This is a genomic window from Nocardia sp. NPDC088792 (genome assembly GCF_044750615.1).
Taxonomy (GTDB): Bacteria; Actinomycetota; Actinomycetes; order Mycobacteriales; family Mycobacteriaceae; genus Nocardia.
This window is the reverse complement of record NZ_JBIVKC010000003.1, coordinates 1549662-1573695: the sequence shown is the minus strand read 5'-3', so window position 1 is coordinate 1573695 and position 24034 is coordinate 1549662. Positions and strand designations below refer to the sequence as shown.

22 protein-coding genes and 1 pseudogene are annotated in these 24034 nt (G+C 64.5%); 12 read left to right on the top strand and 11 right to left on the bottom strand.

Annotated elements, in window-relative coordinates; genetic code table 11:
* Positions 1 to 28: 28 nt before the first annotated feature.
* The 5 genes from ACIP5Y_RS25380 to ACIP5Y_RS25360 all read right to left on the bottom strand — a co-directional run bounded on the left by ACIP5Y_RS25380 (position 29) and on the right by ACIP5Y_RS25360 (position 4896).
* A complete protein-coding gene (locus ACIP5Y_RS25380) occupies positions 29 to 667 on the bottom strand; it encodes a TetR/AcrR family transcriptional regulator (RefSeq protein ID WP_400353372.1) in 639 nt (212 codons plus the stop codon).
* 42 nt (positions 668 to 709) lie between these two features.
* Positions 710 to 1945, bottom strand: coding sequence for an FAD-dependent monooxygenase (locus ACIP5Y_RS25375; protein WP_400353370.1), 1236 nt, complete (start codon positions 1943 to 1945; stop codon positions 710 to 712).
* Between the two features lie 217 nt (positions 1946 to 2162).
* Positions 2163 to 3131 (bottom strand): TauD/TfdA family dioxygenase, encoded by a 969-nt coding sequence (locus ACIP5Y_RS25370; protein WP_400353368.1) that lies wholly within the window; start codon positions 3129 to 3131, stop codon positions 2163 to 2165.
* A gap of 77 nt (positions 3132 to 3208) precedes the next feature.
* Complete coding sequence (locus ACIP5Y_RS25365; RefSeq protein WP_400353366.1) at positions 3209 to 4324, bottom strand: hypothetical protein; 1116 nt, start codon at positions 4322 to 4324, stop codon at positions 3209 to 3211.
* Between the two features lie 320 nt (positions 4325 to 4644).
* Complete coding sequence (locus ACIP5Y_RS25360; protein ID WP_400353364.1) at positions 4645 to 4896, bottom strand: hypothetical protein; 252 nt, start codon at positions 4894 to 4896, stop codon at positions 4645 to 4647.
* A 335-nt stretch (positions 4897 to 5231) separates the two neighbouring features.
* On the opposite strand from ACIP5Y_RS25360, the gene ACIP5Y_RS25355 reads away from it, so the two are divergent.
* Positions 5232 to 6485 (top strand): cytochrome P450, encoded by a 1254-nt coding sequence (locus tag ACIP5Y_RS25355; protein ID WP_400353362.1) that lies wholly within the window; start codon positions 5232 to 5234, stop codon positions 6483 to 6485.
* A gap of 117 nt (positions 6486 to 6602) precedes the next feature.
* Here the strand turns inward: ACIP5Y_RS25355 and ACIP5Y_RS25350 are convergent, their stop codons facing one another.
* Positions 6603 to 7673 (bottom strand): metallophosphoesterase, encoded by a 1071-nt coding sequence (locus ACIP5Y_RS25350; protein ID WP_400353360.1) that lies wholly within the window; start codon positions 7671 to 7673, stop codon positions 6603 to 6605.
* Positions 7674 to 8057: 384 nt separating this feature from the next.
* Here ACIP5Y_RS25350 and ACIP5Y_RS25345 point away from each other — a divergent pair, with 384 nt between their 5' ends.
* Complete coding sequence (locus tag ACIP5Y_RS25345) at positions 8058 to 8756, top strand: TMEM175 family protein (protein WP_400353358.1); 699 nt, start codon at positions 8058 to 8060, stop codon at positions 8754 to 8756.
* Between the two features lie 226 nt (positions 8757 to 8982).
* Here ACIP5Y_RS25345 and ACIP5Y_RS25340 read toward each other — a convergent pair whose 3' ends face one another.
* Complete coding sequence (locus ACIP5Y_RS25340) at positions 8983 to 9561, bottom strand: hypothetical protein (RefSeq protein WP_400353356.1); 579 nt, start codon at positions 9559 to 9561, stop codon at positions 8983 to 8985.
* A gap of 579 nt (positions 9562 to 10140) precedes the next feature.
* Between ACIP5Y_RS25340 and ACIP5Y_RS25335 the strand changes: the two genes are divergently transcribed.
* From ACIP5Y_RS25335 to rocD, 5 genes are all read left to right on the top strand, one after another.
* Positions 10141 to 11073, top strand: a complete 933-nt coding sequence (locus ACIP5Y_RS25335) for a glucosyl-3-phosphoglycerate synthase (protein WP_400353894.1) — start codon at positions 10141 to 10143, stop codon at positions 11071 to 11073.
* A gap of 35 nt (positions 11074 to 11108) precedes the next feature.
* Entirely contained in the window at positions 11109 to 12524 is a 1416-nt protein-coding gene (locus ACIP5Y_RS25330) for a condensation domain-containing protein (protein WP_400353354.1), read from the top strand.
* Positions 12525 to 12534: 10 nt separating this feature from the next.
* Positions 12535 to 14199 (top strand): MFS transporter, encoded by a 1665-nt coding sequence (locus ACIP5Y_RS25325; RefSeq protein ID WP_400353352.1) that lies wholly within the window; start codon positions 12535 to 12537, stop codon positions 14197 to 14199.
* Positions 14200 to 14578: 379 nt separating this feature from the next.
* On the top strand, positions 14579 to 15430 hold the full coding sequence (gene ddaH, locus ACIP5Y_RS25320; RefSeq protein WP_400353350.1) for a dimethylargininase: 852 nt from the start codon (positions 14579 to 14581) through the stop codon (positions 15428 to 15430).
* Positions 15427 to 16635: an ornithine--oxo-acid transaminase gene (gene rocD / locus ACIP5Y_RS25315; protein ID WP_400353348.1), complete on the top strand. Its 1209-nt coding sequence runs from the start codon at positions 15427 to 15429 to the stop codon at positions 16633 to 16635. The genes ddaH and rocD overlap by 4 nt, the downstream gene beginning before the upstream one ends.
* Positions 16636 to 16691: 56 nt before the next feature.
* Here rocD and ACIP5Y_RS25310 read toward each other — a convergent pair whose 3' ends face one another.
* Complete coding sequence (locus ACIP5Y_RS25310; protein ID WP_400353346.1) at positions 16692 to 17747, bottom strand: LysR family transcriptional regulator; 1056 nt, start codon at positions 17745 to 17747, stop codon at positions 16692 to 16694.
* Positions 17748 to 17882: 135 nt separating this feature from the next.
* Here ACIP5Y_RS25310 and ACIP5Y_RS25305 point away from each other — a divergent pair.
* Both ACIP5Y_RS25305 and ACIP5Y_RS25300 read left to right on the top strand, forming a co-directional pair.
* Positions 17883 to 18134: pseudogene (locus ACIP5Y_RS25305) on the top strand (alpha/beta fold hydrolase); the annotation flags it as partial.
* A 149-nt stretch (positions 18135 to 18283) separates the two neighbouring features.
* Positions 18284 to 18892: an alpha/beta hydrolase gene (locus ACIP5Y_RS25300; protein ID WP_400353344.1), complete on the top strand. Its 609-nt coding sequence runs from the start codon at positions 18284 to 18286 to the stop codon at positions 18890 to 18892.
* Between the two features lie 453 nt (positions 18893 to 19345).
* On the opposite strand, the gene ACIP5Y_RS25295 is transcribed toward ACIP5Y_RS25300, so the two are convergent.
* Together ACIP5Y_RS25295 and ACIP5Y_RS25290 are read right to left on the bottom strand one after the other, a co-directional pair.
* Complete coding sequence (locus tag ACIP5Y_RS25295; protein ID WP_400353342.1) at positions 19346 to 19840, bottom strand: hypothetical protein; 495 nt, start codon at positions 19838 to 19840, stop codon at positions 19346 to 19348.
* A gap of 369 nt (positions 19841 to 20209) precedes the next feature.
* Complete coding sequence (locus tag ACIP5Y_RS25290) at positions 20210 to 20941, bottom strand: SDR family NAD(P)-dependent oxidoreductase (RefSeq protein ID WP_400353340.1); 732 nt, start codon at positions 20939 to 20941, stop codon at positions 20210 to 20212.
* 803 nt (positions 20942 to 21744) lie between these two features.
* Here ACIP5Y_RS25290 and ACIP5Y_RS25285 point away from each other — a divergent pair.
* From ACIP5Y_RS25285 to ACIP5Y_RS25275, 3 genes are all read left to right on the top strand, one after another.
* Positions 21745 to 22089 carry a hypothetical protein gene (locus ACIP5Y_RS25285; protein WP_400353338.1) on the top strand — a complete coding sequence of 115 codons (345 nt, stop codon included), beginning with the start codon at positions 21745 to 21747 and terminating at the stop codon, positions 22087 to 22089.
* Positions 22076 to 22450: a hypothetical protein gene (locus tag ACIP5Y_RS25280; RefSeq protein ID WP_400353336.1), complete on the top strand. Its 375-nt coding sequence runs from the start codon at positions 22076 to 22078 to the stop codon at positions 22448 to 22450. Before ACIP5Y_RS25285 ends, ACIP5Y_RS25280 begins: the two co-directional genes overlap by 14 nt.
* A gap of 201 nt (positions 22451 to 22651) precedes the next feature.
* Positions 22652 to 23233: a WD40 repeat domain-containing protein gene (locus ACIP5Y_RS25275; protein ID WP_400353335.1), complete on the top strand. Its 582-nt coding sequence runs from the start codon at positions 22652 to 22654 to the stop codon at positions 23231 to 23233.
* Between the two features lie 90 nt (positions 23234 to 23323).
* Here the strand turns inward: ACIP5Y_RS25275 and ACIP5Y_RS25270 are convergent, their stop codons facing one another.
* On the bottom strand, positions 23324 to 23995 hold the full coding sequence (locus tag ACIP5Y_RS25270; protein ID WP_400353333.1) for a GntR family transcriptional regulator: 672 nt from the start codon (positions 23993 to 23995) through the stop codon (positions 23324 to 23326).
* Positions 23996 to 24034 lie beyond the last annotated feature (39 nt).

Here is a 24034-nt window from a genome sequence, read left to right as displayed (position 1 = left end):
GGATCTGCATCGGTTTGTAAAAGGGGCTCTAGCCTGCGTCGATCGGTGTGGCCATGGTGCTGAGCAGGGTTTGGGCGAACTGGCGGTAGCGCTCCGGGGTGAACCGGTCCGGCTGTGAGATGACCAGTCGCGCAGCCTGTTCGCCCATGGCCAGGAGGGAGATCGCCGTCAGTTCCAGGTCCAGGTCAGCGAGGCCGCGGCGTCTATCTCGTCCCCATTCCAGTAGGTCGGTCAATCGGGAGAGGGCGAATCGGCGTCCGGTTTCGAAGCGCTCGCGAATCTGGGCCGGGGCGTCGCCGACGGGGAGGATCAGCAGTCGCCATGTCTCGGGGTTCGCGGCGACTGCTTGTAAGAGGTTGGTCAGTGCCGTCACCAGGATCTCGTCGAAACCGGTGCTGTCTTCGAATGCGGGCATGGCATCGGCCAACGCCGTCAGCGCGCGCTGTTCCTCGCGGTCGAGCAAGGCCACCAGCAGTGGCTCCAGGCCCGGGTATGCCGCGTACACACGGGGTTTGGCGAGGTTGACCTCTTTCGAGACGGCCTCCATGGTGAGCGCCGCGTACCCGTGCTGATTCAGCAGCCGCAGGGTGGCGTCGAGGACCTGCTCGCGGCGGACCTCGAGCAACATCCTGGGCTGCCGGGGGCGCTTTGCGGTTGGTGAGCTCACCCGTCCCACGTTAGTCATTCTGATTTCCGGCAAAGATCGCGCTCAGTAGAAGAGGCTCGATTTCGACGCTCGCAGGCGCGGCAGCTTGAGTTGGACCCCACCGTTGGCGAGCCAGAAACCGGCGGGCCAGACGACGGGTGCGAGGTGCGCGGCGATGGTGCGCTGTACACGGGTGAGCTGGTCCGCACCCCGCATTCTCCGCAGTCCTGCCGAGGACACGGCGCGGTTGCGCAACCCCCAGTCGCGACGGTCGGTGGCGCAGCGTTCGATCACCTTGCGCGCCTGCTCACGATCGGGTGCGCGCAGCGCCTCGGCGATGGCGGTGGCGGCGTCGGTGGCGTCGAAGACTCCGGAGTTGAGGCCGCGTCCACCCCAGGGGGCGAACAGGTGTGCCGCTTCACCGGCGAGGATCACTCGGCGATGCGGGTCGGTGTAGGTGTCGGCGACGACCTGGTGGAAGCGGTACATCGAGATCCATTGGATGTGCTCGGCATACCACGGGTCGACGACCTTGCCGACCCATTCCCGCACTCCTTCGGGGCTGGACAGGTACTCGGCATCGTCGCTTGGTTTGCACTGCAGGTCGACTCGCATTCCACCGGCGAAGGGCATGTACATGACATTGCGTCCGTCGAGTTCGGGGCGGTTGTACTGGAAGAAGATCGATTTGAGCGGGGTCGACCCGTCCGGGTGCTCATCGACATCGACGATGATGAACGGCGTCGGGTCGGTGTGACCCTCCATCGTGATGCCGAGCGCTTTGCGTACGACAGACCTCGCCCCGTCCGCGGCGATGAGATACGGGGTGTTGATCTGTTCCCCCGACTCCAATTCGATTGTGACTCCGTCACTGTGGGTCGTGACGCCGGTAACGGGTGTGGCCCAACGGAACTCGACCCCGAGTTTGATAGCCTCGGCATACAGAATCGCCTCCACCTTTTTCTGTGAGAGGGTCCGGGCGAAGTGCTTCGACAGCACCGGGTTGACCCGAATTGTGAAGACTCGCTTGTCGCCGTAGTAGGCCTCCCCACCGGCCAGCACGTTGCCCGCCTCGGCGATCGAATCGCCCATTCCCGGGCGGATCTTCTCCCATCGATTCACCGTGGGAATGAGGAAGGCGATCGCCCGGCTGCCCGTGCGGAGTCGGTCCTGTGGCTCGGCCTCCAGCACCAGTACCGGAAGACCCTTGCCGGCCAAGGCCACCGCGGCGGTGAGCCCGACCGGTCCGGCCCCGACGACAACACAAGGATCCTGCTCATCAGCTGACTGTGACGACATGGCTGCCTGCTTTCACTCCGGTTTCACCGCCTGTACGTGCGGTCCCGCACCGTTACTGCTCTAGCTACGATATCGTAACTACGGCTCCGTAACTAGATTGGCGCGATATATACCCCTGCAGAACTACGACACGGCGAATCTTCCCGGCGTCGATGACCAGGCGGCCACGATCAACGCCCCTGCCGCAGTGGACAGTCGCGCTCGGCTCACTCGGTCATCAACGAGTCAGCACGTAGCCGTCGTGTGGCCGGTGGTCGCGGGAGCTGCGCAGGTCGGCGATGGCGAAGGTGCGTTGTACCCAGCGGTCTGCGCCGTCGTAGCGGGGCTGGAAAGCGGTGCGGCCGTGGACGGTGACCCGATTGTCGAGAATTGCCATATCGCCGGGTATGAGGCGCGTGATGCGGGCGACGGTGTTGCAGGCTCGGCCGAATTCGGCGAGTGCGGCCTCGGCCCGTGGGGTCAGTGCCGTGGTGGCGATCGTGGCCATCCGGACATCCGGGTCCTCGACCGCGCCGGACAGCACCGCCTGTGGAGCGCGAATTCCCTTGTCCGAGGGGAAAGATGGCGGCGGGGCGGTAATGAACTCCGGCGCGAAGAGCACCTCCCGGCTCGTTGTCGTGAGTAGCGGCAGCGCTTCGCGCAGGCAGGCGGTGCGCAGACCGGCGATTCGGTCGTGGTCGGCGCGCAGGCACAGCAGCAGGACATAGTCGGGTTCGTGGCGGTGAAATGCGTTCTCGTTGTGGAAGGTCAGCAGCACCGAGCCGGCGTTTCCCGAGAACGTCTCCTTTCCGCGGACCGGCACGACATCTTGTACGAGGGCGCCGGACTTCTCGGCCAGATACGCGGCCGGATCACCGAGTCCGCACGCGAGCATGGTCAGCAGCGCCGCGGAGACAGTCGCCGTGCGCTGCACCGAATCCGGCGTGGACGGGGTAGCGGGCAGTGTCGCCGCATCGACCGGCAGGCCGTGCAGGACCAGCAGGCCGCGCGGGCCGGAGTGCCTGCGGAACCGGCGTACACCACGACGCAGCTCCAGCGGAAGCTCATCCCAGCTGTACCGGGCGCGCGCTACCCACTCGGGGGAATCCACCGGGTCCCGGCCGTCGGCGCACACCGCGCGAGCGAGTCGATCGACTTCGGTGCTCTCGGCTGGGCCCAACTCCAGGTCGGCGATCTCTTGAATCACGGCTTACTCCTGGTCCGGCGCTCCGGCTTTGATGGTGCCTGCTCGGAAATGTCCTGCCTGCTAATCGATTCCGGCTGCTATCCGTGTCGCAGAGCCGATACGGCATCGGCGATGTAGTGGTCCCCGAACTGGATCAGCGACGCGTATTGCGCCGCGCGCCGGTGCCGCATCCGCCGCAGCTCGCCGACGGCATTGTCGGGGCCGGTGGGCATCTGCGCGATGGAACGGCGCAACCGCACCATCGAATAGGCGAGCGTGACATGACGTTCGCTGTCCACGAGATCGGCCTCGAGCAGAGCGCTGCGGACGGCGGCGAGCTCCGGATCGCGGGCATTCAACTGCTCGTAGGAGTCCGGTACGACCTTCAGTAGCTCCTTCATCGCACCGCGGAAGGTCTTGTAGCCGCGATGTTGGCGTCCGCTCAACGGGATCGCCACGTCCGGAGGCTGCATCGTGGGGCGCACGGCCGCCATGTAGTAGTCCACCGGGATAGTGCTGGCGTGGGTCATCGCCGCGGGGAACCCCCGCACATACGTGGTGGCATGCGCGAGTCGTTCCAATGCCGCATCGGCCGCGCCGTCGCGGAGATGGTGCACGGCATCGGTCACCGCGACCGCCGCACAGATATTGAACAGCACATGGACCTGATGCCCGACCAGCCATCGCGCCGTCCACTCGCGCTCCAGCGAGACTTCCTCTGCCGGTGCGAATTCGGGGAAAGTGGTCTGTGATGGTTCGTCGATGGCCCCGGTGCCGGTGAGGTCGAGCGCGGCCTGCCGCATGCCCGCGACCTCCACCGCCAAGTCGGCCCCTGACAACGGTGCTCTGCACAGATCCTGTAGGCCGCGATGTATGACCAGGACGCCGTGCAGGGCCGCCTGCTGGTCGGATAGATCCACCTCACGGACCCGGAAGAACGACTGGCTCACCGAGTCGGCGGGCAGATCCTCACCGACGAGAGCCCTCGCCTCCGCCGACAGAGCGCGCACGAGCTCGCCTGCCGCTACCCCCGCTCGCTGTAAGGCGGCAGTGCGGTCCACCGGACCGGCATGAGTCGGTATTTCGGCCAGCACCAACGCGGTTCGCTGCGCCTCGGCCCGGACACGAACATCCAGATCCGGGACGGCACCCCCGACCCGCAGTCCCCTGAACACGGCCACTGGCGGGTGCGGTACTGCGACCGAGGTGCCCATGCCACAACGGTATCCCCGGACAAGGCCGCACCGCAGACATCTGACCAGGTTCGCCTGCGACGCCCCAAAAGGTCTGTCGAGATTGGTATTCCGGAACCAGCAGATACTGTTCGGTGGCTGCCATCTGAACCGCGACATCCGAGGTCTGCTCTCGGCCGCGGGGTTCGAAATCCGTGAACTGCACTGCTTTTACGAACAATCCGCGCCGAAGTTCTTCGCCGCATTGAACCTCGGTGTCGCCGTCTCTTCCTGATCGCTCGACCGGCGGCCCACGGACGGCCCGCGCGGGTGATCGGACCACGAAATTGCGGTGGGGACGTTCAGAGCATGGTGCAGCCTTGGGTGAGTTTCGGCTGTAGTGCGCACAGCACTAGGCTCCACAGATTCGAGAGTTCGGGGGAGTTGGCTGAACCGCTCGCGGATGATCCGGAATTGTCGCCGGCCGTGATAGGGGTCGACGCGGTCGGGGCCGGATTGTTCGGTGCAGCCTGCGCGGTGCCGGTGACGAGGGCGCCGAGGATCAGGGAAGCGGCCAATGTGGCTGGAAGCTGTTGTCGCAGTATCGATTTCATTGTCAATCCTAGTGGTTGGTGTTTGCGCAAGACTCTAGAAGGAGTTCGTTTCCTACGCTGCCGCAATTTCTGGGGGCCCGGAACAGCGGCGCTGCTCCGGATATCGCGCAATCGTATTCCGATATGGGCATGCGTCAACCCGGCGAGACTCGGGTCTTGCTGGATGGCGATCATGACGTACCTCTTCGGCTGCGCCTTCGTGCCGCGGCCTCCACCAATCGCTGCTTGGTGCTGTTGCCGGGCGCATCTCGACCGCAAGGCCGACCGGGGAGCTGTCACCACGAAAAGCCTAGTCACATCACATATTTGGCACCCACTGTATAGCGTGTATGGGCATGGCTGTATCACGCTCCTCTGCGGCGTTCTCGGCGGTGGATCTCACCAACCTCGACAACTTCGCCGCAGGCTTCCCACACGAGGTGTTCGCCGCGCACCGTGCCGACGCCCCCGTCTACTGGCACGAACCCACCGCGCATACGCCCGACGGCGAGGGATTCTGGTCGGTGGCCACCTACGCCGAAACCAAAGAGGTGCTGGGCGACCCGGTGACCTACTCATCGGAGACCGGCGGCGATCGGCCCTATGGCGGCACCGTACTGCAGGATCTGCCGGTTGCCGGCTTGATGCTGAACATGATGGACGACCCGCGACATGCCCGAATCCGGCGGCTGGTGTCGAAAGGCATGACCCCCAGGATGATTCGGACACTCGAGGAGGATCTGCGGGCGCGCACCGCGCGATTGCTCGACACCATTGTCAACGGCGCGGAACACGACTTCCTCACCGAGATCGCCGCGGAGCTGCCGATGCAGGCGATCTGTTTCCTGCTCGGCATCCCCGAAGCCGACCGCCACCGCCTGTTCGGTCTCCTCGAGCACGTCTTCGACATCCCCGAGGGGCAGGACTACCTGACGACGACTCCTCAACGGACCGCGGCGATGGCTGAGCTCTATGAATATGCGCTGGCTCAGATCTCCCAGCGACGCGAAAACCCCGGCGCGGACATGCTTTCGCTCGTCGTGCACGCCGAGATGCCGGATGAGGAACCGCCACGGCTCTCGGATGAGGAACTACGGTCTTTCTTCAATCTGCTGTTCTCCGGTGGCGCGGACACCACCCGCAATGCCATCGCTGCCGGACTGCTTACGCTCATCGAAAACCCGGCGCAACTGGCCGAATTGCGCGACGATCCAACGCTACTGCCCACCGCCATCGAAGAAATCGTGCGCTGGACCGCACCCTCACCGTCCAAGCGACGTACCGTCACTCGCACCACCGAACTCGCCGGGCACACCCTGGAACCGGGCCAGAAGGTGCTCGTGTGGGAAGCCTCGGCCAACCGCGACGAACGCGCCTTCGATCACGCCGGCACTTTCGACATTCACCGAAACCCCAACCCGCACCTCGGTTTCGGGCAAGGCGTGCACTTCTGCCTCGGCGCGCACCTGGCCCGGCTGGAAATGCGGGTGGTGTTCGAGGAGCTGTTCGCCCGCTTCGACGTTTTCGAACAGGCCGGACCGCCGGAGTGGACGCGCGGCAACCGTCACACCGGACTCCGTCATCTTCCATTGCGCCTCACCGCGCGTTGATTCACCCGCGCCGACAACGAGCACATCGCCCGAATGTCCCTGTACTACCGCCAAGTACCGCAATAACTCTCGGACGGGGTGTACGTCGATTCGACGCGCCACACCGACCGGATCGCGTCAGGCGATCCGTCGGTGGAATGCTTCCGTCGCGCCGCCGGCGGCGGGGTCGACCGTGAGGACGCGGAGATCAATTGCGTCGGTGGTGATGTCGGCGACCATATAGCCGAGCTGGTTGTAGGTTTCGAACAGCGTCTTGTGCCGGCCGGATCCTGAGCTCGTACCGTCGACCTTGGCGGCCGCGCCGCAGACGATCTGGCGAGTCCCCTTCGATTCCGGGGTCGCATCGAGCACTTGCAGACAATGATCATGGCCGGACATGAGGATATGGCACTTACCGATCACATGATCTTCGAAGAACTGTTTGGCATACACGCCGTTCATGGGGGCGACGGGTATCCCGTCGTAGTTTCCGGCATCGCCGGTCGGCCCATTGCTGAGGTAAGGGTGATGCGTGCACGCTATCTTCCACTTCGCCGGTGATTCTGCGATGGCCTGATCCAGCCAATTGCGTTGATCGTTCATGAACTGCCCGTCGACGGACCAGTACGGGGACAGAAACGGCGGGATATAGGCGGCCAGCGGGTTGATGTCGATGACGAAAAACTCGACCACCGGGATTTTTTCGGGAATCCGCACCGAATAGTAGCGACTCGGCATCCACCATCGCGGGGAGTTCGCGTGATACTTCACCTCATAGTTGCCCCGGTCCAGCCAGCCGCCGTCGCCGGGGGCCACCGCACTGTTGTCGTGGTTGCCCAGGGTCATCACCCAGGGGAAGTCCAGTCCGTCATTGGGCTTTTCGAATTTCTCCGCGAATTGCGGATCGTCGGCGTCGTCCGGCCCGTACTCGTAGATGTTGTCGCCCAGGCCGAGCGCGACCGATACCGGTTCACGACGGTGGAGATCACGTATCGCATCGGCGACCGCCCACTGGCTCCGTGTGCCGGTGCCCGCATCGCCGGTGATCAGCACCCGCAATGCGTCGCCGTCCGGGAACGGAAACTTGGTCACGCCCTGTGCCACCGGTACCGCATGGGCCGGTGACAGGCCGACCAGGGTCGCGCCCGCGGCCACGGCCGCCGCACCGATCAATAGTTCACGACGCCTGATATTCGATGCGCTGCTCATGCCTTGCCTCCATCATGTCGACGAAACCAGTTGCAGGACAATCCTGCTCGTCGCAACTGCACATCATGGGAACCTGGCTGGGCAAGCGTCGCCTCGACTGGGGATGCGCGGCAACCTATTTCGACACCGAGAGTTCATCGAGGCAAATCCATGGCGGCTCGGGCAGGGCTGCCGGGCAACGACTTTCGATATCGATTGGTCCGTCGTTTCTCGAATATCAACGTGCCGTTAGTTTTATATGTCGGGTGATTCCCCAGTTGAATGGAGAGCGTCGGTCCGCCTCGCCGCGGTCGGCCCGCCGCGGTACGTGTCGTCCAGCAGATGTCTGAATTGTCCGGTACGGTACTGGCGCGTACACGCCCATGGAGTCAGGAGTTCGAGATCGTGACCAGCCAGGAAACCTCCCGCCACGCACCTGTCGACTTCAGCGCTCAACGCATGGGAGCCTCCGCTGATGCGGTGCTGGCCATCGCTATCACGTTGCTGGTCATCGAGATCAAACGCCCCGAGGGCGACCAGCTGCACAGCACACACGCACTGGCCGAATTCCTGTGGCAGGAGAAGGCGTCGTTTCTGGCCTTCGTGCTGGCCTTCGGCGTGCTGTGGTCGGTATGGCGCCGCCATCACATGCTCATCGACAATGTCGATCGGCTCGATCGGGCCTCGGCGAGCTGGCATGCGCCGCTGCTGCTGTTCGCGGCCTTCTTGCCGTTTCCGACCGCCATGTTCGGTCACGCACCAGGCAACGAGCTTGCCGTGTGCCTGGACGCATTGACGGTGGCGGGGTTGTTCGGCAGCGAGGCGATAGTGAAGGAATTCGCCTGGCGCCGAGCAACATTGGCGCCAGGTGCGGATCCGGCCCAGATCCGCACCAGCGCCGACGGCTCCGCCGCTGTCGCCGTGTTCTTCCTGGCAAGCGCGATTCTGGCCTGGCTGACGCCATGGGTCTGGTTCGCCTGGTTCGCGGCCCCATTGGCCGCTCATTTCGGCGGAAAACTCATCGCCCGCCTGCGTCCCCCGCGACGTGGCAGCCCGCTCTGCTCTGCCGTCAAGATCGCCCGTCGCGCAGAGTCGGTCGGCTGATTCACGAAGAAGCCCTGCGCCAAGGCCGCTCGACATCCAGCACTGCCGACGATGGGCCATCGAGATCGTCGCGGTACTGGCCGCGCACCGCGACCTACCCGCCGCCGAGCCCGCCGACTAGGTCGCCACCCGCGCCTACCGCCCTACCCGGCCGTGCAGACAACGCACTGCCACTTCATTCGAGGCAACCTCCATGCGGGTGTTTCGGCCCGGGTGAGACGCCGATCTAGCGGAAAGACCAGCGTTGACCCGGCGCTCCCTTGGGTGCGCCCGTGAGATTCCCGTCGGTCAGTGTCAAATACAGCTGAGGTCCGGACGTGCCGTCACCCACCCAGAGGTAGGTTCCGTCGGTTTGCCACGTCTCCCCGCCGTCTCCCTGCGCCATGCCCACTCCGTATGTCCTCGGCGGCGGCGTCGAGGGAACCGAGTCGCGTTCCGGGACAGCGCCTTCCTCGATCTCGAGGATGTTTATGGTGGTGTCCTTCGGCATCATGGACTCGATCTCGGCGGCGGTGAGCCCGGCGAACAGACTCACCGACCAGCGGCCGAGTTTCCGCTGATCGACGGCGTAGCTCGTGATCTGCCCCTGATCGGGGCCGGAGGCGGTTCTGCGGAACCACAGCTCGTACACCAGCCCTGCGGGTGGGCGGACGATGACACCCGGATTCTCGGTGGTGGTGGTGTATTCGTAAGCGTTGCCGAGTCGGTAGTCGGCCCCGGTCTCGTATTTGCCGAGTGTGGCGTACAACGCGCCGCCGGTCTCGGTGTTGATGATTCGGAAGTTGCCGTCGGGAAATCCACCCATACCAGGCTCCTCTCGAGCGCCGCCGATCGTGAAACATGTTTGCGTCCAAGTGATTCGATCACTCGTGGATCAAGCGGACGTCGTCAAAGCTTAGCTGTTGCGCCGACCGGGCGCGGCGATTCGCCTCGCTTCCGGCCGGCTCGGTTATTGCATCAACATCAAAATCAAACCGAACCAGCGGACGGTGTGGTCAGCACTCGAAGTGCGTGAGCTGAGGCCGCTGCGGGTGGAACGTACGACCGCGAAGTATCTGTGAACCGTTGTCGTGGATCCGATTGGCTGTCAACATATTCGGGCGGGGTTCCGTGGTGCGCAGAATGAGCGATTCGCGCAGAATATTTGGATCCTTTCAGCCGTGGCTAATGCTCTGTTACTTCCATCTCAAAGTGTTTTCAGGTGTCGTCGGTTGTTGAATCTCGTTGTACCGTCTGCTCATCGCAGCGTTGCGGTACTGAAATCTCGACAATTCCTGAACTTCGATGGCGGGCGTTTGTGCGTTCTCGACGCAGCCGCCTTCGCGCACCGAGCGATTCGGCTGGAGCGCGGTATCCGAGGCCCAACTCTCGATAGGTGATCACTGTGGTTGATCTGTTGGCGAACGAATCTCGCGGCGGTATCCGCACGTGGTCGGAGCCGTACTGGAGTGCGGAGGATCTGATCGCCGCCAAGGGGAGGAGAACGGTGTCGGTGGTGCTTCCCGCGTTGAACGAGGAAGCCACCGTGGGGAATGTGGTCGAGGCCGTGCGGTCGTTGCCGGACGGGCTGGTCGATGAGCTGGTCGTGATGGATTCCGGGTCGACGGATGCGACGGCGCGGGTCGCGGCGGCCGCCGGAGCGACCGTGGTCAGGCGTGAGGACGTGCTGCCCGAGCATCCCCCGGTACCGGGAAAAGGGGAGGTGTTGTGGCGTTCGCTGGCAGCGATCTCCGGCGACATCGTGATGTTCATGGATTCCGACCTGATCGAACCCGACCCGCAGTTCGTGCCGAAACTCATCGGTCCGCTGCTGCTCGACGAGTCGGTCGTGTTCAGCAAGGGGTACTACCGCCGCCCGCTGCTGGTGGGCGAGACATTCGACGAATCCGGTGGGGGACGGGTGACCGAACTGGTGGCCCGGCCGCTGCTGGCGGCATTGCGGCCGGGGCTGCGGCATGTGGTGCAGCCCTTGGGCGGTGAGTACGCGGCCACGCGGGCGGCGCTCGAACGATTCTGGTTCGCACCGCATTACGGCGTCGAAATCGGTTTGCTGATCGATGTATTCGACCATTACGGCGCACATGCCATCGGCCAGGTCGATCTGGGCGTTCGGAAGCACCGTAACCGTCCATTAAATGAACTCGGGGTTATGAGCAGGCAAATCGTCGCCGCCGCGCTCGAACGCTGCGGGGTGCCGGATTCGGGCGCCGGAATCATTCAATACCCGCTCAGCACGGAGGGATTCGCGGCCCGCGAATTCACGCTGCACACCGAGCATCGTCCGCCCATGGCCTCGCTGCTCGAAATCGCTTCCTGAGCACACTTTTCGACAAAAGATGAGGGATCACCATCATGATGCAGAGCGGACTCATCGACGACTGGCGGCCCAAAGGTGGCCGGCTGACCGTCATCCGCCCCAGCGAGAGTGCGCGCGCGGCCGCCATCCGCGCCCCTATCGATGCCACCCCACCGTCGTTTCAGCAGGACGCCTACCTGGAAATGGCGCGCACGGCCAAACGTGACGGCCGCCGATTCGACCGGCTCATCCTGTGCGCCTTCACCCTGCAGGGCGCGCCCGATATCCCGGCGCTGGTACGCGCCCTCACCATCGTGGTGCGCAGGCACGACTCCTTCCACAGCTGGTTCGAGATCGACTCCGATCTCGGAGTGCAGCGCCGGGTGCTCGCCGCCGAGGATATCGAGCTGGTCGCCGACTCCTGGGGTGAGATCGACGGCCCGCTGGTGAGCCGGATCCTGCAGCGAGTCACGCCGGGGCCCAGTAGCTGGGACTGCTTCACCTTCGCGATCATCGACCACGGCGGGACGTTCACCGTCGTCGTCGCCAGCGATCACATCGCCTGTGATGCGGTGTCCGGCGGAATCATCAGCGCAGAGCTGACCCAACTGTATTTCGACCCGACCGCCACGGAGCGGCTGGCGAGCGCGCCGGCGGGCAGTTACCGCGAGTACTGCGAGGGCGAACGCTCCCGGGCAGCGGAACTGGAGGCCCGGTCACCGCAGATCGTGGCGTGGGCCGATCACATCGAGGCAAACGGCGGTCGGCTGCCGAGTTTCCCACTGCCACTGCGTGACCCCGATACCCGGGACACCGCGGCGGCCTCGGGCCGATGGGTGCTGCTGTCGGGCGCGCTCGCCGACCGGTTCGAGCAGGAATGCGCACGGGCCGGAGTCCGGCTGGTGGCAGGTATATTCGCCGCCGCCGCACTGGCCGAGTACGAGATCACCGGGCGGACAAGCTATTTCAACCTGTCGCCGAAGAACACCCGATCCACCGCGGGCGAACGGCGCTCGGTCGGCTGGTATGCCAGCCTCATCCCGATCGCGTTCGACTTCGATCCCGCCGAAGGCTTCCTCGACGTGGCCCGCCGCGCCGACGACGCCTTCGCCGCGGGCAGGTCGTTGTCGGCGGTCTCGCTGCACCGTGTCGTCGAATTGCTCGAATCCCGGGAAGGATTCGAGGTGCGGCGCGGCTGGGTGGCGCCCATGCTGTCGTTCCTCGATCTGCGCAAGGTGCCCGGCGCGGAACTGTTCTCCGCCATGGATTTTTCGTTCTTCGGCAGCCGTGGCACCTCCGAGGAGGTCTACACCTGGGTGCAGCGCACCGACGACATGATCTGGATGGCCTCGCTGTTCCCCGACACCGAGGTCGCGGCGGGATCGATGGCACGCTACAGCGGCCTGCTCACCCGGACCATGGAATCGATCGCGCGAGCCGGTTCGCCCGCGCTCTCCTGCGACGTGGCATAGCGGGCCCGCCATGAGCACAGTCGGAATACCACGGGAAACCGATGTCCCACAGGGGAATTCCTCCGGGGCGTGGGTGGGTTTGGCGGCGGTGTTCATCGCCGTGTTCATGCAGATGATCGACGCCACCATCGTGACCGTCGCCGTTCCCGATATCGTGCGTGACCTCGGCGCCAGCGCGGCCGAATCATCGCTCACCCTCACCGGATACACGGTCGCGCTGGCGTGTTCGCTGCTACCGAGTGCCCGGCTGGGCATGCGGTGGGGGCGCGGCGGGTTCTTCATCGGCGCGCTCGCCTTGTTCGTCGTGGCGTCGGTGCTGTGTGGCCTGGCACCGACACCGCTGGCGTTGATCGCGGCGCGGGTGGTGCAAGGCGCAGCGGCAGGCGGGGTTTCGGCCCAGCCGATCGCCTTGATCACCGCGCGCTTCGCCGACACCCGGCGCCGGAATCTGGCCTTCGCGCTGTACGGGGCGACCGCCGGCACCGCCGCAATGCTCGGTCCACTCGCCGGCGGACTGCTGCTGGGCTCCGATCCGCTCGGCCTGTCCTGGCGTTCGATCTTCTTGGTGAACGTGATTCCCGGCGCGGTCGCACTGCTGCTGGCCTTCCGCTACCAACGCCGATCGGTCGAATCCCAGCGCTGCCCACTGGATGTCACCGGTGCGGTGCTGGCGGCCACCGGACTGTTCCTACTCGTCTACGGCCTCTCGATCGGGCGCGAGCACAGCTGGTCACCGCCGATTCTCGCCATGCTGATCGCCGCCGCGGTAGTGCTGACCGGTTTCGTCGCCCATGAACGACGCCTCGCCGCGCGCGGCGGATCACCACTGATCGATCCCGCACTGTTCGTCTCCGCACGCTTCGGCTGGTGGATCCTGGGATGCCTGGTGGTGTACGGCATTTTCGCGGCTTACCTGTTCACCATGTCGGTGTCCCTGCAATTCGGACTCGGCTACACCGCGCTACGCACCGGAGTGGCGACGCTGCCCTTCTCCGTGGGCGCGGTGATCGGTGCGATATCCGCACCCAGGCTCGCGGGATTCGGGAACCGTTCGATCGGCGTGGGCATCGCCCTGTTCGGTGTGCTGCTGGCAGGCTGGCTGCTGGCAGTGAATCCGGACTCCACCGAAGTGTCCTGGCCGATCCTGCTGATCCCCTTGATACTCGGCGGATTCGGAGTCGGAGTGGCCGCTGCACGACTGCAGATCGCAGTCGTCGCAGCCGTACCGCCCCGATCCGTCGATTCAGCATCCGGTCTGGTCCCCACCGCCCAACAGGTCGGCAACTCCCTCGGAGTCGCACTGATCGGAATACTGTTCTTCCACTCCGTGGCATCAGCCGCCCCCGCCGCCGTCACACCCGAACAAACACGCCTGAAGCAAGAACTCGTGGCCGTCACCCCCTTCGCTCCCGCCATCTCCAACGAGTTCGCCCGCTGCGCCACCCTCCAACTGCAATCACCCACCCCCGAACGCACACCCACCGGCTGCAGCCACTCCACGACAGACGGCCCCGGCAACGCCGCACTGCGAAAACAAGTGACCATCGCAGTCGCCGAATCTGCCCGGCGGGTGGCTGCAAACGTCTTCGTGGTCGCGTTCCGCCACTCGACAGCAGTCCTGCTGACGCTGGTGGCCGCCGCACTCGCAGCAGCCCTGTTCCGCCGCCGTCGGTAAGTTGCGAGGCAAATTCGAGACGACTCCGCTGTCGACTCCAACCGGATTGCCATCTGGGCATTCGCGGGCGGTGAAATGCTCGCCACACCTTGGGTTTCCAACTCTCCACAGTGGCTGCGCTGCGTGTGTCTGAGTTTTCTGGTCCTGGCCGATCAAGCACCGGACTCGACGGCCCCGGCTCCGTGTGACCTGCTGGAGCCCGGACGGCCGATGTGACTGAATGGCGAATTGTATTGCGGGGGTTCGAGAACGAACGCCACTGATTAATGAATCACCGAAATCAGGGGCATCTGCGCAACAAATCGCTCTGTCGGCGTTCATATCTTGAAACATATCGTGGGCTCGACACGTGAAAGCAGCACAGATCATGAGGAGAGCGATGTCTTCGATGACCCTGCCGGTGGGCCATGCGTCCGATCGGCGCGAGCGCAGCGCGTCCCCCCGCCGGCTCGTGATGTGCCGACCGGATTTTTTCGAGGTCAGCTATTCGATCAATCCGTGGATGGACCCCGCCGAGCCTGTCGACCGCGGTCGGGCCATCGATCAGTGGGAACGGTTGCGGGAGACCTACCTCGACTTCGGGCACACCGTTGACACTGTCGCCGCGGTGCCGGGTTTGCCGGACATGGTGTTCGCGGCGAACGCGGGAATCATGTTTGGCGACAAGGCGATTGCCGCCCGATTCACCCACGCTGAACGCCGCGGGGAGACCGCCGCCTACGCGAGCTGGTTCCGCAGCACCTGCCCTGGCCCGGTCATCGAAGCCGCCGACACGAACGAGGGCGAGGGCGACTTCCTGCGGGTCGGCAATCTGATGCTGGCGGGCACGGGGTTTCGGACCTCCGTCGATTCTCATCACGAGGTCCGGCAGTTCTTCGGCCTACCGGTCATCTCCCTGGAGCTGGTGGACCCGCGGTTCTACCATCTCGACACCGCACTGGCCGTGCTCGATTCGGCGACGGTGGCCTACTACCCGCCGGCGTTCAGCGCCACGAGCAATGCCCTGCTGCGACAGCTGTTCCCGGACGCGATCCTGGCCACGGACGCCGATGCCACCGTGTTCGGCCTCAACGCCTTCTGCGACGGCCTCAACGTCTTCCTGACCGCTGCCGCGACCGCACTGCACGCCGCGCTGCGCGAACGTGGTTACAACCCGGTCGGAATCGAATTGTCGGAACTGCTGAAGGCCGGTGGAAGCGTGAAATGCTGCACCCTGGAGGTCCACTCATGACCACGACCACCGCGTCACTGACCGACCGATACGTCGCACACAACTACAATCCGCTTCCCGTGGTCGCCGAGCACGCACAAGGGGTGTGGATCACCGACACGTCGGGTCGTCGCTACCTCGATATGCTCAGCGCGTACTCGGCCATGAATTTCGGGCACGGTCATCCCGATCTCGTTGCGGCAGCACAGGATCAACTCCGGCGGATGACCCTTGTCAGCCGGGCCTTCGACCACAATCTGCTCGGTGGCTTCGCCGAAGGTCTGACGGCGCTGACGGGCACCGACATGATGATTCCGATGAACACCGGCGCCGAGGCCGTCGAGACCGCGATCAAACTGGCCCGCAAATGGGCCTACGAGAACAAGGGCGTGCCCGACGGCCGCGCTGAGATCATCGTGGCCGCGGGCAACTTCCACGGCCGGACCACCACCATCATCGGCTTCTCCGACGACCCGGACGCACGCAATGGATTCGGGCCCTACACACCGGGTTTCGTCCGCGTGCCGTATGGCGATGCCGACGCTCTCGGTCGCGCGCTGACCGCCGATACCGCGGCCGTGCTCCTCGAGCCGGTGCAGGGCGAGGCCGGGGTGATCATCCCGCCCGATGACTATCTCCCGCGGGTCCGTGAGCTGTGCTCGGAACGCAATGTGCTGCTCGTCCTGGATGAGATCCAGTCCGGACTCGGCCGCACCGGAACCACTCTGGCGGCCGAGCGCGTCGGGGTGGCGGCCGACCTGGTCATTCTCGGCAAGGCCCTCGGCGGCGGCATCGTCCCGGCCTCGGCCGTGACCGGCCGCAGGGAGGTGCTGGAGACTCTGCGTCCCGGCCAGCACGGCTCGACCTTCGGCGGCAATCCGCTCGCCTGCGCGGTCGGCAGCGCGGTGGTCACCCTCCTCGCAGACGGCCACTACCAGCAGCGCGCCGCCAGCCTCGGACGGGTGCTGGCCGAACGCCTCGAAGCACTACACGGCCGTGGCGTTCTCCGGACCAGGACGGTCGGGCTGTGGGCAGGCATCGATATCGACCCCGCGCTCGCCACCGGACGGCAGGTCTGCGAACGTCTGGCGCAGCGCGGCATTCTCGCCAAGGACACACATGGGTCGACCATCCGCCTCTCACCGCCACTGGTCATCGAGGAGGACGAATTGACCTGGGCGATCGACGAACTCGACGCCACCCTTCAGGAACTCCGACGCCGCTGAGGTCCGGATATCCGGTGGTGGCAGTCGGGTCACAGGTCGGGAATCGTGGGCGGCCGTTACATAGCCTGCTTCGGTTCGGTCAATGGAATCGGACGCAGTCTCTGTGCGATATGGTCGGCGAAGCGGCAAGCGGCCGGGCTGGCCTGGCCGCGCGGTAACAGGGCCAGGTCGAGACGCCGGTGGAAATCCAGGCCGGTGACCGTAATCGCGTGCACCAGCGGCGGGTTGTAGACAGGGTCGACCAATCCCCGTGGCACAAAGGCGATTCCGAGCCCGGCGGCGACCAGCTCGACGACCATCGGCCAATCGCTGACCTCGCACATGACGATGCGAGTCAGACTGGCGGCTGCGAACATCCGATCGGTGTAGACGCGGGTCGCCCATGTGGGTTGGGTCTCCACGAAGCGTTCCCCGTCGAGCTGGTCCAGCGTGATTTCGGTCGTCGTGAACAGTCGATGCTGTGGGGGGCAGATCAGCACCATCGGTTCGGAGGCCAGCGCCAGCAGCTCCAGGTGGTCGGGGTAGCCGGAGAGCGGCGTGACGACGGCGCAATCGAGGTCGCCGTCGGCGACCATCTGTACCATCTGCCGACTCGGCAGCCGCTGTACACGGATGCTCAAATCCGGATGCTCGGAACCGAATTCGGCGATCCATTCAGTCAAGGGCACCAGGTGCTGGGTACTGAAGTACGTGCCGACCCGCAGCGAGCCGGCAAGGAGTCCGCGAACCGCGTGGATCGCGTCGTAGGCGGCCGTTGTCGCATCGAGTATGCGTCGCGCAATAGGCAAGAGCGCCTCACCTTCCGCCGTCAATCGAACCGGGTGTGAGCCACGGCGATACAATTCCGCACCGACGTCCTTCTCCAGAGCGCGAATCGTGGAGGAGAGCCCCGATTGCACGATGTATTCACGCGCGGCGGCACGCGCGAATCCGCCCTCCTCTGCAAGGGCCACGAAACGACGCAGCTGACGGATCTCCACTTTGCTATTTTCTCTCGCGCAGATGAGTACAGTCCACAATTCATGTGTGTGAATTGGCAGATAGTTCGGTTTTCGAGGTTCGTACCGGCCTGGGCCACTTCGGTTTTCACGGTCATCTGCGGTGTAACTCATCGGCGGTCGCATCGCAGCAAAGAGGACTCGATGAGCAAGAAAAATGACATTTGCGACGGCATTTCGTGAAGATGTGCGCCACCCGCTTTGGTGGCATGTAGCGTTGATTGTGGGAAGTTGTCCGAAGGAGTGCATATGCCCGTCGGTTTTCCAATATCAAACGGTTCTGCTTTCGCTCGCCGTGCCGCGCTACGGTCGCGGAACTATGCCACCACCGGCCTGAATCCCGTTCCGTTTCCCGAGATAATTCCTGTCACCACCGCTGACGGGGCTCGGTTGCGAGTACACGCCTGGGGTCCCGCCACCGGGGATGTAGTTGTGCTGATCCACGGCTGGTCGTGCTGCATCGAATACTGGAACCCGCAGATCAACGCGTTCGCGGGGGAGTACCGCGTGGTCGCCTACGACCAGCGTGGACACGGCGAAAGCGAGCGCGGTACCGCGCGTTCGGGCCGGAGCAGCTCGCCGATGACCTGGCCGACGTACTTGACGCGGTGCTGGCGCCCGGACGGTGAGCGGTGCTGGTGGGCCACAGCATGGGTGGCATCACCATCCAGGCCTGGGCGCTGCGCTATCGCGAGCAGGTCGCCGAGCGTGCCTCAGCGGTGCTGCTCGCGGCCACCGCCGCGCGCAAGATTCCGACGCGGTCCACGATCCTTCCGATTCTCGACACGAGGTTCCCGGGCCGGGTACTGGAGGCTGAGGCGATATTCGGGGCACCGGTGCCGATACCGGGTACGGCCGCGATGCACCGGCTCTTCAAGTCGTGTGTCATGAGCCGGAACGCCAGCGCCGACCAGGTCGATTTCGTTCTGTCCATCGTCCGTTCGTGCTCACCCAGGGTGCGTGCGGCCACGGCTCGGGTTCTGGTCCGGTTGGATCTCGGTGACGCCGCTGCGAATCTCAGCGTGCCGACGAGCGTGATCGCCGGCGAGTTCGACAGGTTGTTGCCGCGAGTGCATTCCGAGGAGATCACCGCAGCGCTCGACAAGGCGGGGACGCTGGACCGTTTCACGATGCTGCCGACCGGGCACACGGTGAATATCGAAGCGCCCGAGGCGTTCAACACCGAGTTGACCCGGGTGATTCAGGTCGGAGCGGCGGTGTCTCGCGGTCTCCGGAAGCCCGGAATCACAGCGTCGTAGCCTCGGACAGGCCAAACGTTGTCCAGTACTACGTAGGCGACGCTGCTTGGTCCGAATTACCTTGTGGCGCAGGTAACTTGAGCAGCTCCTCGGCGTTGAGGTGGCCGATTTTTCGCGGTCGTCGCGGCTGATCGGCAGGCTGTCGAAGAAGGCCATGGCTTCGAGGTTGTCGCTGTAGGGGTAGTCGACGGAGAGCGCGATGCGGTCTGCGCCGATGGTGTGCATGGCGGCGGCGAAGAGGGCGTAGTCCCAGAAACCGCTGATGGTCACGTGGAAGTTCGTTCGCGTTCTCCGCCTCGATCGCGGCGGAGGCGTAGTGCTCCTCCAAACCGATGATCTTCATGCGGGAACTCCTTGGGGTGCGAGTGCGACGAAAGATGAGGACACCCGCGGCTTTACGGGCGCCCCCGCCGGCCGGGGCCGGCGGAGGTGCCTATCGCGTGACGATTCGGCTCAGCTGATGGTGATGCTGTTGACGGGCAATTGGATTGAGCGAGCCGCGTCGGCGACACACGGGCCGACGAGGCCGCCCGGGGTTGCGATGGCCTGCTGATCGACCACCAGCGTCCGGCCCGCGCCCGCGCCGCCGGTGATGTTGAGTCGATTGACTTCGGGTGCGCCGGTGGTGCCGCCGGGCACGTGGAACATGCCCGAGACATCGCTGGTGTCGCCGCCGGGCCAGCCGACGGTGCCATTGACTAGTGCGCGAACGTCGAAGCAGTTCGCGTTGTCCGCGGTGAAGTTCACATTGACCTGGCAGCCACCGATATTGCCGGACACGGTGCCGTTGGCCGGCGCGGCTGCCATGCCGATCGGGCTGGTATTGATGTCGAGCGTGCCGCCCGTGCAGGTACCGGGGTCTGCTGAGGCCGGGCTCGATGCCGCTATCGGGGCGACGACTGCTCCCAGCGCACAGGCGCCGGCCAAGAGCATTCGGTTGATTGCCATTCGAGCATCTCCTTCGATCGGGGGGTGATCTAGTGACGCAACTTCGGCAGCGATAACAATACGGCTCGTCCGAACCAGCCGATACTTCCGCCCTGTTCATGGCGCGCCTGTTGGCCGGAGATCCCGGCCGATGCCATGGCTCGGTACACCGTTAGGCCTAGCGATACATCGCCTGGATCAGCGGCGTCAACGACCACTCGGCTGACACTCAGCGGTCGATGCCGGCCATGTTCGCCTCGTCATGACGGGCACCGACCGCCGGTGTCAGCCGGTCGAGCCGCACGATCTGATCAGAACTGCGCACAGTAGTGCGTTCGTCGAGCCGGGATGATCTCTGAGTGTTTGATCTTCCTGGTGTCACGGTGGCCGTTACCAGGGCACCACGCCGTCTCGGCCGATGAACGAGCCGGAGAGGGCGTCGACCTTCAGCATCGCGGCTTCGATCACGGGCTCGGCGCCTTGTGCGGCGGTGAGTGGTGCCTGCGCACGGTTGATGGGTGAGAAGTCGGTTTGCACGAATCCCGGATCAACGGAGAACACGGTGATGTTCGTGTCCGCGAGCACCTTCGACAACGTGATGGTCAGGCTGTTGAGTGCCGCCTTGGAGGCTTGGTAGGCGGGCACCACCATATCGGCCGGATCGGCTTGCGCCTGCAGGGTCAGCGATCCCATGAACGACGACACGTTCACGATCCGGCCCGAGTCACTGCGTCGAAGCAACGGCAGCAAGGCCTCCACCGTGTGGAACACCCCGATCACGTTGGTCTCCAGCGTCCGGCGCACCGACTCCGGATGCGCGTATCGACTGGGACTGGGCGCATCCCATTCGGCGGCGATGCCGGCATTGTTCACCAGCACATCCAGTCGCCCGTGGTCGCGTGTGATGGTGTCGGCGAGGCGCTGCACCGATTCGAACGAGGTGACATCGAGCGCGTGGCCGTGCGCGTCGACACCCCGCTCGCGCAGTTGCTGCGCCGCTGCGATGGCGGCTTCCTCGGAGCGGCCAGTTACCAGGACCGTATATCCCGACAAGCCCAGTCCCAGCGCCGTCTCGAACCCGATACCACGAGTCGAGCCCGTCACCACTGCAATATCCGCCACACCGATTCCTCTCCGGATGCCTTGTCTCGAAAGACCTTCTCTCCCAGGATGGTGTGCAAGCACCGTCTGGCACCGGCGGAAAACCGACGTGACGCTCCATTGTTCGCGTAGTTCCGCCCATACGTCGGCCGGCTTCGGAGGAGTAGGAAACGTCCCCGTTTGCGGGTTCACCGAGCATCCAGTACAGGGCACAAAATGCATACAAACATCAATAACAACAGAGGATTTCAGCCAACAGTCGCTGCGCACTCGTCACCACCGCCTGGGACTGCCAGCATCAGGTGTGGTACCAGCGGAGTCGCTATCCCTGCGCTACTCGAAATATTCGATCGGATCCGACTCTGAGACGTCTCGCACTGCTTGAAAAGTGGTGATGCCAGTGAAGTCCCGATAAATTCGCGCGTCGATCCATCGGGGTGGCTGATCGGTCCCGGTCTCGACCTTGCACCTGACGAAGTAATTATGGCCGGCCACGACCTGCGTCCGATACGACCTTACCCAAACGGTCGCATCAGAACTGACCTCCATCTCTTCGACCAACTGGGGTTTGAACCGGTCAACCAGGTCTCGGATCAGCTCGTCGGAGGCATGCTCATGGCTCATAGCGCCCGGGCTGCCTAGATCGCCACGATTGGGCATGACAGTTTCCAACCTCGGGGCGAGTAGAGAAGAATCAGTTGACCATAGCAGCCTGTTCGGGCAGCGTCCGAGATAACGGCAAAATTGCTATGCGTCCCAATGGATTCCGCTGAACCCGTACCCACGAAGACTCCGAGATGAACTGGGGCCGCAGCTGGTTCCAAATGGATCTGGTCAAGCGGAGAAATGCTCTGGCACCACATTTTCCACACTCCCCGCGAGGCTCGTGCCGCGCCTATGGAGGCACGCTCGCCGCCCAGGGCGACGATGATGCCGAACTGGTCGGCGTGACGATCGCCGAACCGCTCATTGATTCCACGGAAATCGGCATGATGGGTGTAATCGGGCGGCCCGCGGCGTGGCCTCGCCCGAACAGCCTTGTAAGCGGTGCAGGTTCCGTGCGTCTCCCTGCATGTAAGCCGTTGCTGCACAGGATCGTTGGTGCTCGGATAGGCTATTCGGTGGCAAATGAGATCTCGATCAAGGGGAGTTCGGATGAGCCTGACTGAAGTAGAACTGATCGGCGCGACGGGGCTTTTCCTTCAAGCTGATCGGCGGTCCAGTGAGGAGTCGCGCACCGGCGAGGTGACCTACCGGTTTCGTGGCGTCGAGCTGAGTGATGAGACACCGGTCGCGCATGTGACGTTCGTGGCGTCGGCTGCGGGAACAGTGGTCGTGGAAGTCATCAACGAGCGGCGTGACGGCCATGGCGAGAATGAGACGTTTACTTACGAGGTCTCCGCAAGCGAGGTCGGGGAGAAGGTGACGATCTATAGGATCGCGGAGTACGTGAAGGTAGTCGAGCTGCCCGACGGCAGCCTGGACTTCAATCCAGCTCACGTTTTTGACGTGAAGGTCACAGTGTCATAGGACCCCTGGGGTGGAGTGTCCGCTATTGGTAGCCGCTGATCGCGCTGACCGAACCGGCCAGCGTTGACAGCGAAAGATCAACCGGCCGTGCTGATCTGTGTCCAGAGGGTGTGGAGCTACACAGGCCCCGATCACCCCGGACCGCTCAGCGCACCGGTTGTCATTACCTCACCGCGGCTGGGCGAAACCGGGATCCAAGCCGTGGCCAGCCTCGACGGCAAGGTTGCAGTCGTGCTCACCAGCAAGCTCGACGTGTGGGATTCCTCCCGCGATGGATCGCCCGCACTGCTGGGCAGCGTCCCCGCCACCCGGGCTTCGGGACTGTATGGGCTCGCAGTCAGCGCCGATCATCGCACTGCCGTCGCGGGAGTAGATTCCGGCACGGTAGCGCTCTGGGACATCAGCGACCCCGCCCGGATTTCGCAGCCCAGCGTGCTCCCGGCCACCAGAGGCGCCGTCTCCTCGGTCGGCATCAGTGCCGACAACAAATACCTCGCTGCCGGCGGGAGCGACTCCACCGTTCAGCTGTGGGACCTCTCCGACCGGACCCATCCCACGCCCTATGGCGAGTCACTCGCCCCATCCGGTACTGCGAACTGGAATATCACCTTCCACCCCAAGACCAACTACCTGATCGGCACAGCCGACCAGGGCATCCTGCGTCTCTGGGACCTCGACCCCGGCCGTGCCGAACAACGCATCTGCACCATTACCCGAGCCACGATCGCTACGGATCTTCACGTCTATCTGCCCGGACAACGTCTTCCGCCGCTCTGTAACTGACCACGCCGCCGACGCCCTTCCCGGACCCGAAATTCTCGGGAATCGTTGCTGCCCAAGGAATCTAACAACTAGGCGTCGGCTCTCGGGGTGTCACATACTCAGGTGGGCGAGGAGATTGCGGCGGGCGGTGTCTACGTGTTGCTCGGCGCAGCGGGCCAGCGACTCGCGATCGGCGGAGCGTAGCAGTGCGATCAGTTCGCGGTGTTCGTCGACGACCCGCTCGCGGTAGTGCTCGTATCCGGTTGTGACGCGGCGCATTTGGAACAGGTATACCTGCGAGCGCACGGCTTGCCAGGCCTGGCGGAGTCGTTGGTTGGCGGCGGCTTCGTAGATGTGGTCGTGGAATTCGATGTCCAGGGCGAGCAATCGTGGTCCGAAGGCCTCGCCGGCGAGTTCGTCAGCCATTGCCGTGACGAGTTCGTCCAGTTGCGTCAGCTGTTCGGGGCTGATTAGCGCTTGGGCGCTGAGCGCCGCCAGCCGATCCAGCGCACCGCGGAGCGCGTATACCTCCTCGACGTCGTGGGCGGTGATCTCGATGACGTTGCTGCCGCGATGCCAGCCGCCACGGACGAGGCCCTCGCGTTCCAGAAGTGCCAAGCCTTCGCGCACCGAACCTCGGCTGATGCCCAGCGCGGCCGCGAGTTCGACCTCGCGCAGCGGCGCGCCGGCGGCGAACTCGCCGGCGAAGATCGCCGCGCGGATGGCGTCGGCGGCGTCGTTGGCCAGTCCGCGGCGGGCCACCTTGGGGAGCGATGCAGTCATGTATGAATGTTGACATTCCGACATCGGCGGCGGCAAGGT

Excerpts from the sequence above, each read along its gene's own strand:
- ACIP5Y_RS25375 (WP_400353370.1), bottom strand. The coding sequence starts at position 1,945 with ATGTCGTCACAGTCAGCTGATGAGCAGGATCCTTGTGTTGTCGTCGGG.
- ACIP5Y_RS25365 (WP_400353366.1), bottom strand. The coding sequence starts at position 4,324 with ATGGGCACCTCGGTCGCAGTACCGCACCCGCCAGTGGCCGTGTTCAGG.
- ACIP5Y_RS25360 (WP_400353364.1), bottom strand. The coding sequence starts at position 4,896 with ATGAAATCGATACTGCGACAACAGCTTCCAGCCACATTGGCCGCTTCC.
- ACIP5Y_RS25355 (WP_400353362.1), top strand. The coding sequence starts at position 5,232 with ATGGCTGTATCACGCTCCTCTGCGGCGTTCTCGGCGGTGGATCTCACC.
- ACIP5Y_RS25350 (WP_400353360.1), bottom strand. The coding sequence starts at position 7,673 with ATGAGCAGCGCATCGAATATCAGGCGTCGTGAACTATTGATCGGTGCG.
- ACIP5Y_RS25340 (WP_400353356.1), bottom strand. The coding sequence starts at position 9,561 with ATGGGTGGATTTCCCGACGGCAACTTCCGAATCATCAACACCGAGACC.
- ACIP5Y_RS25330 (WP_400353354.1), top strand. The coding sequence starts at position 11,109 with ATGATGCAGAGCGGACTCATCGACGACTGGCGGCCCAAAGGTGGCCGG.
- ACIP5Y_RS25325 (WP_400353352.1), top strand. The coding sequence starts at position 12,535 with ATGAGCACAGTCGGAATACCACGGGAAACCGATGTCCCACAGGGGAAT.
- ddaH (WP_400353350.1), top strand. The coding sequence starts at position 14,579 with ATGTCTTCGATGACCCTGCCGGTGGGCCATGCGTCCGATCGGCGCGAG.
- rocD (WP_400353348.1), top strand. The coding sequence starts at position 15,427 with ATGACCACGACCACCGCGTCACTGACCGACCGATACGTCGCACACAAC.
- ACIP5Y_RS25310 (WP_400353346.1), bottom strand. The coding sequence starts at position 17,747 with ATGAGTTACACCGCAGATGACCGTGAAAACCGAAGTGGCCCAGGCCGG.
- ACIP5Y_RS25300 (WP_400353344.1), top strand. The coding sequence starts at position 18,284 with ATGGGTGGCATCACCATCCAGGCCTGGGCGCTGCGCTATCGCGAGCAG.
- ACIP5Y_RS25295 (WP_400353342.1), bottom strand. The coding sequence starts at position 19,840 with ATGGCAATCAACCGAATGCTCTTGGCCGGCGCCTGTGCGCTGGGAGCA.
- ACIP5Y_RS25285 (WP_400353338.1), top strand. The coding sequence starts at position 21,745 with ATGGATCTGGTCAAGCGGAGAAATGCTCTGGCACCACATTTTCCACAC.
- ACIP5Y_RS25280 (WP_400353336.1), top strand. The coding sequence starts at position 22,076 with ATGAGCCTGACTGAAGTAGAACTGATCGGCGCGACGGGGCTTTTCCTT.
- ACIP5Y_RS25270 (WP_400353333.1), bottom strand. The coding sequence starts at position 23,995 with ATGACTGCATCGCTCCCCAAGGTGGCCCGCCGCGGACTGGCCAACGAC.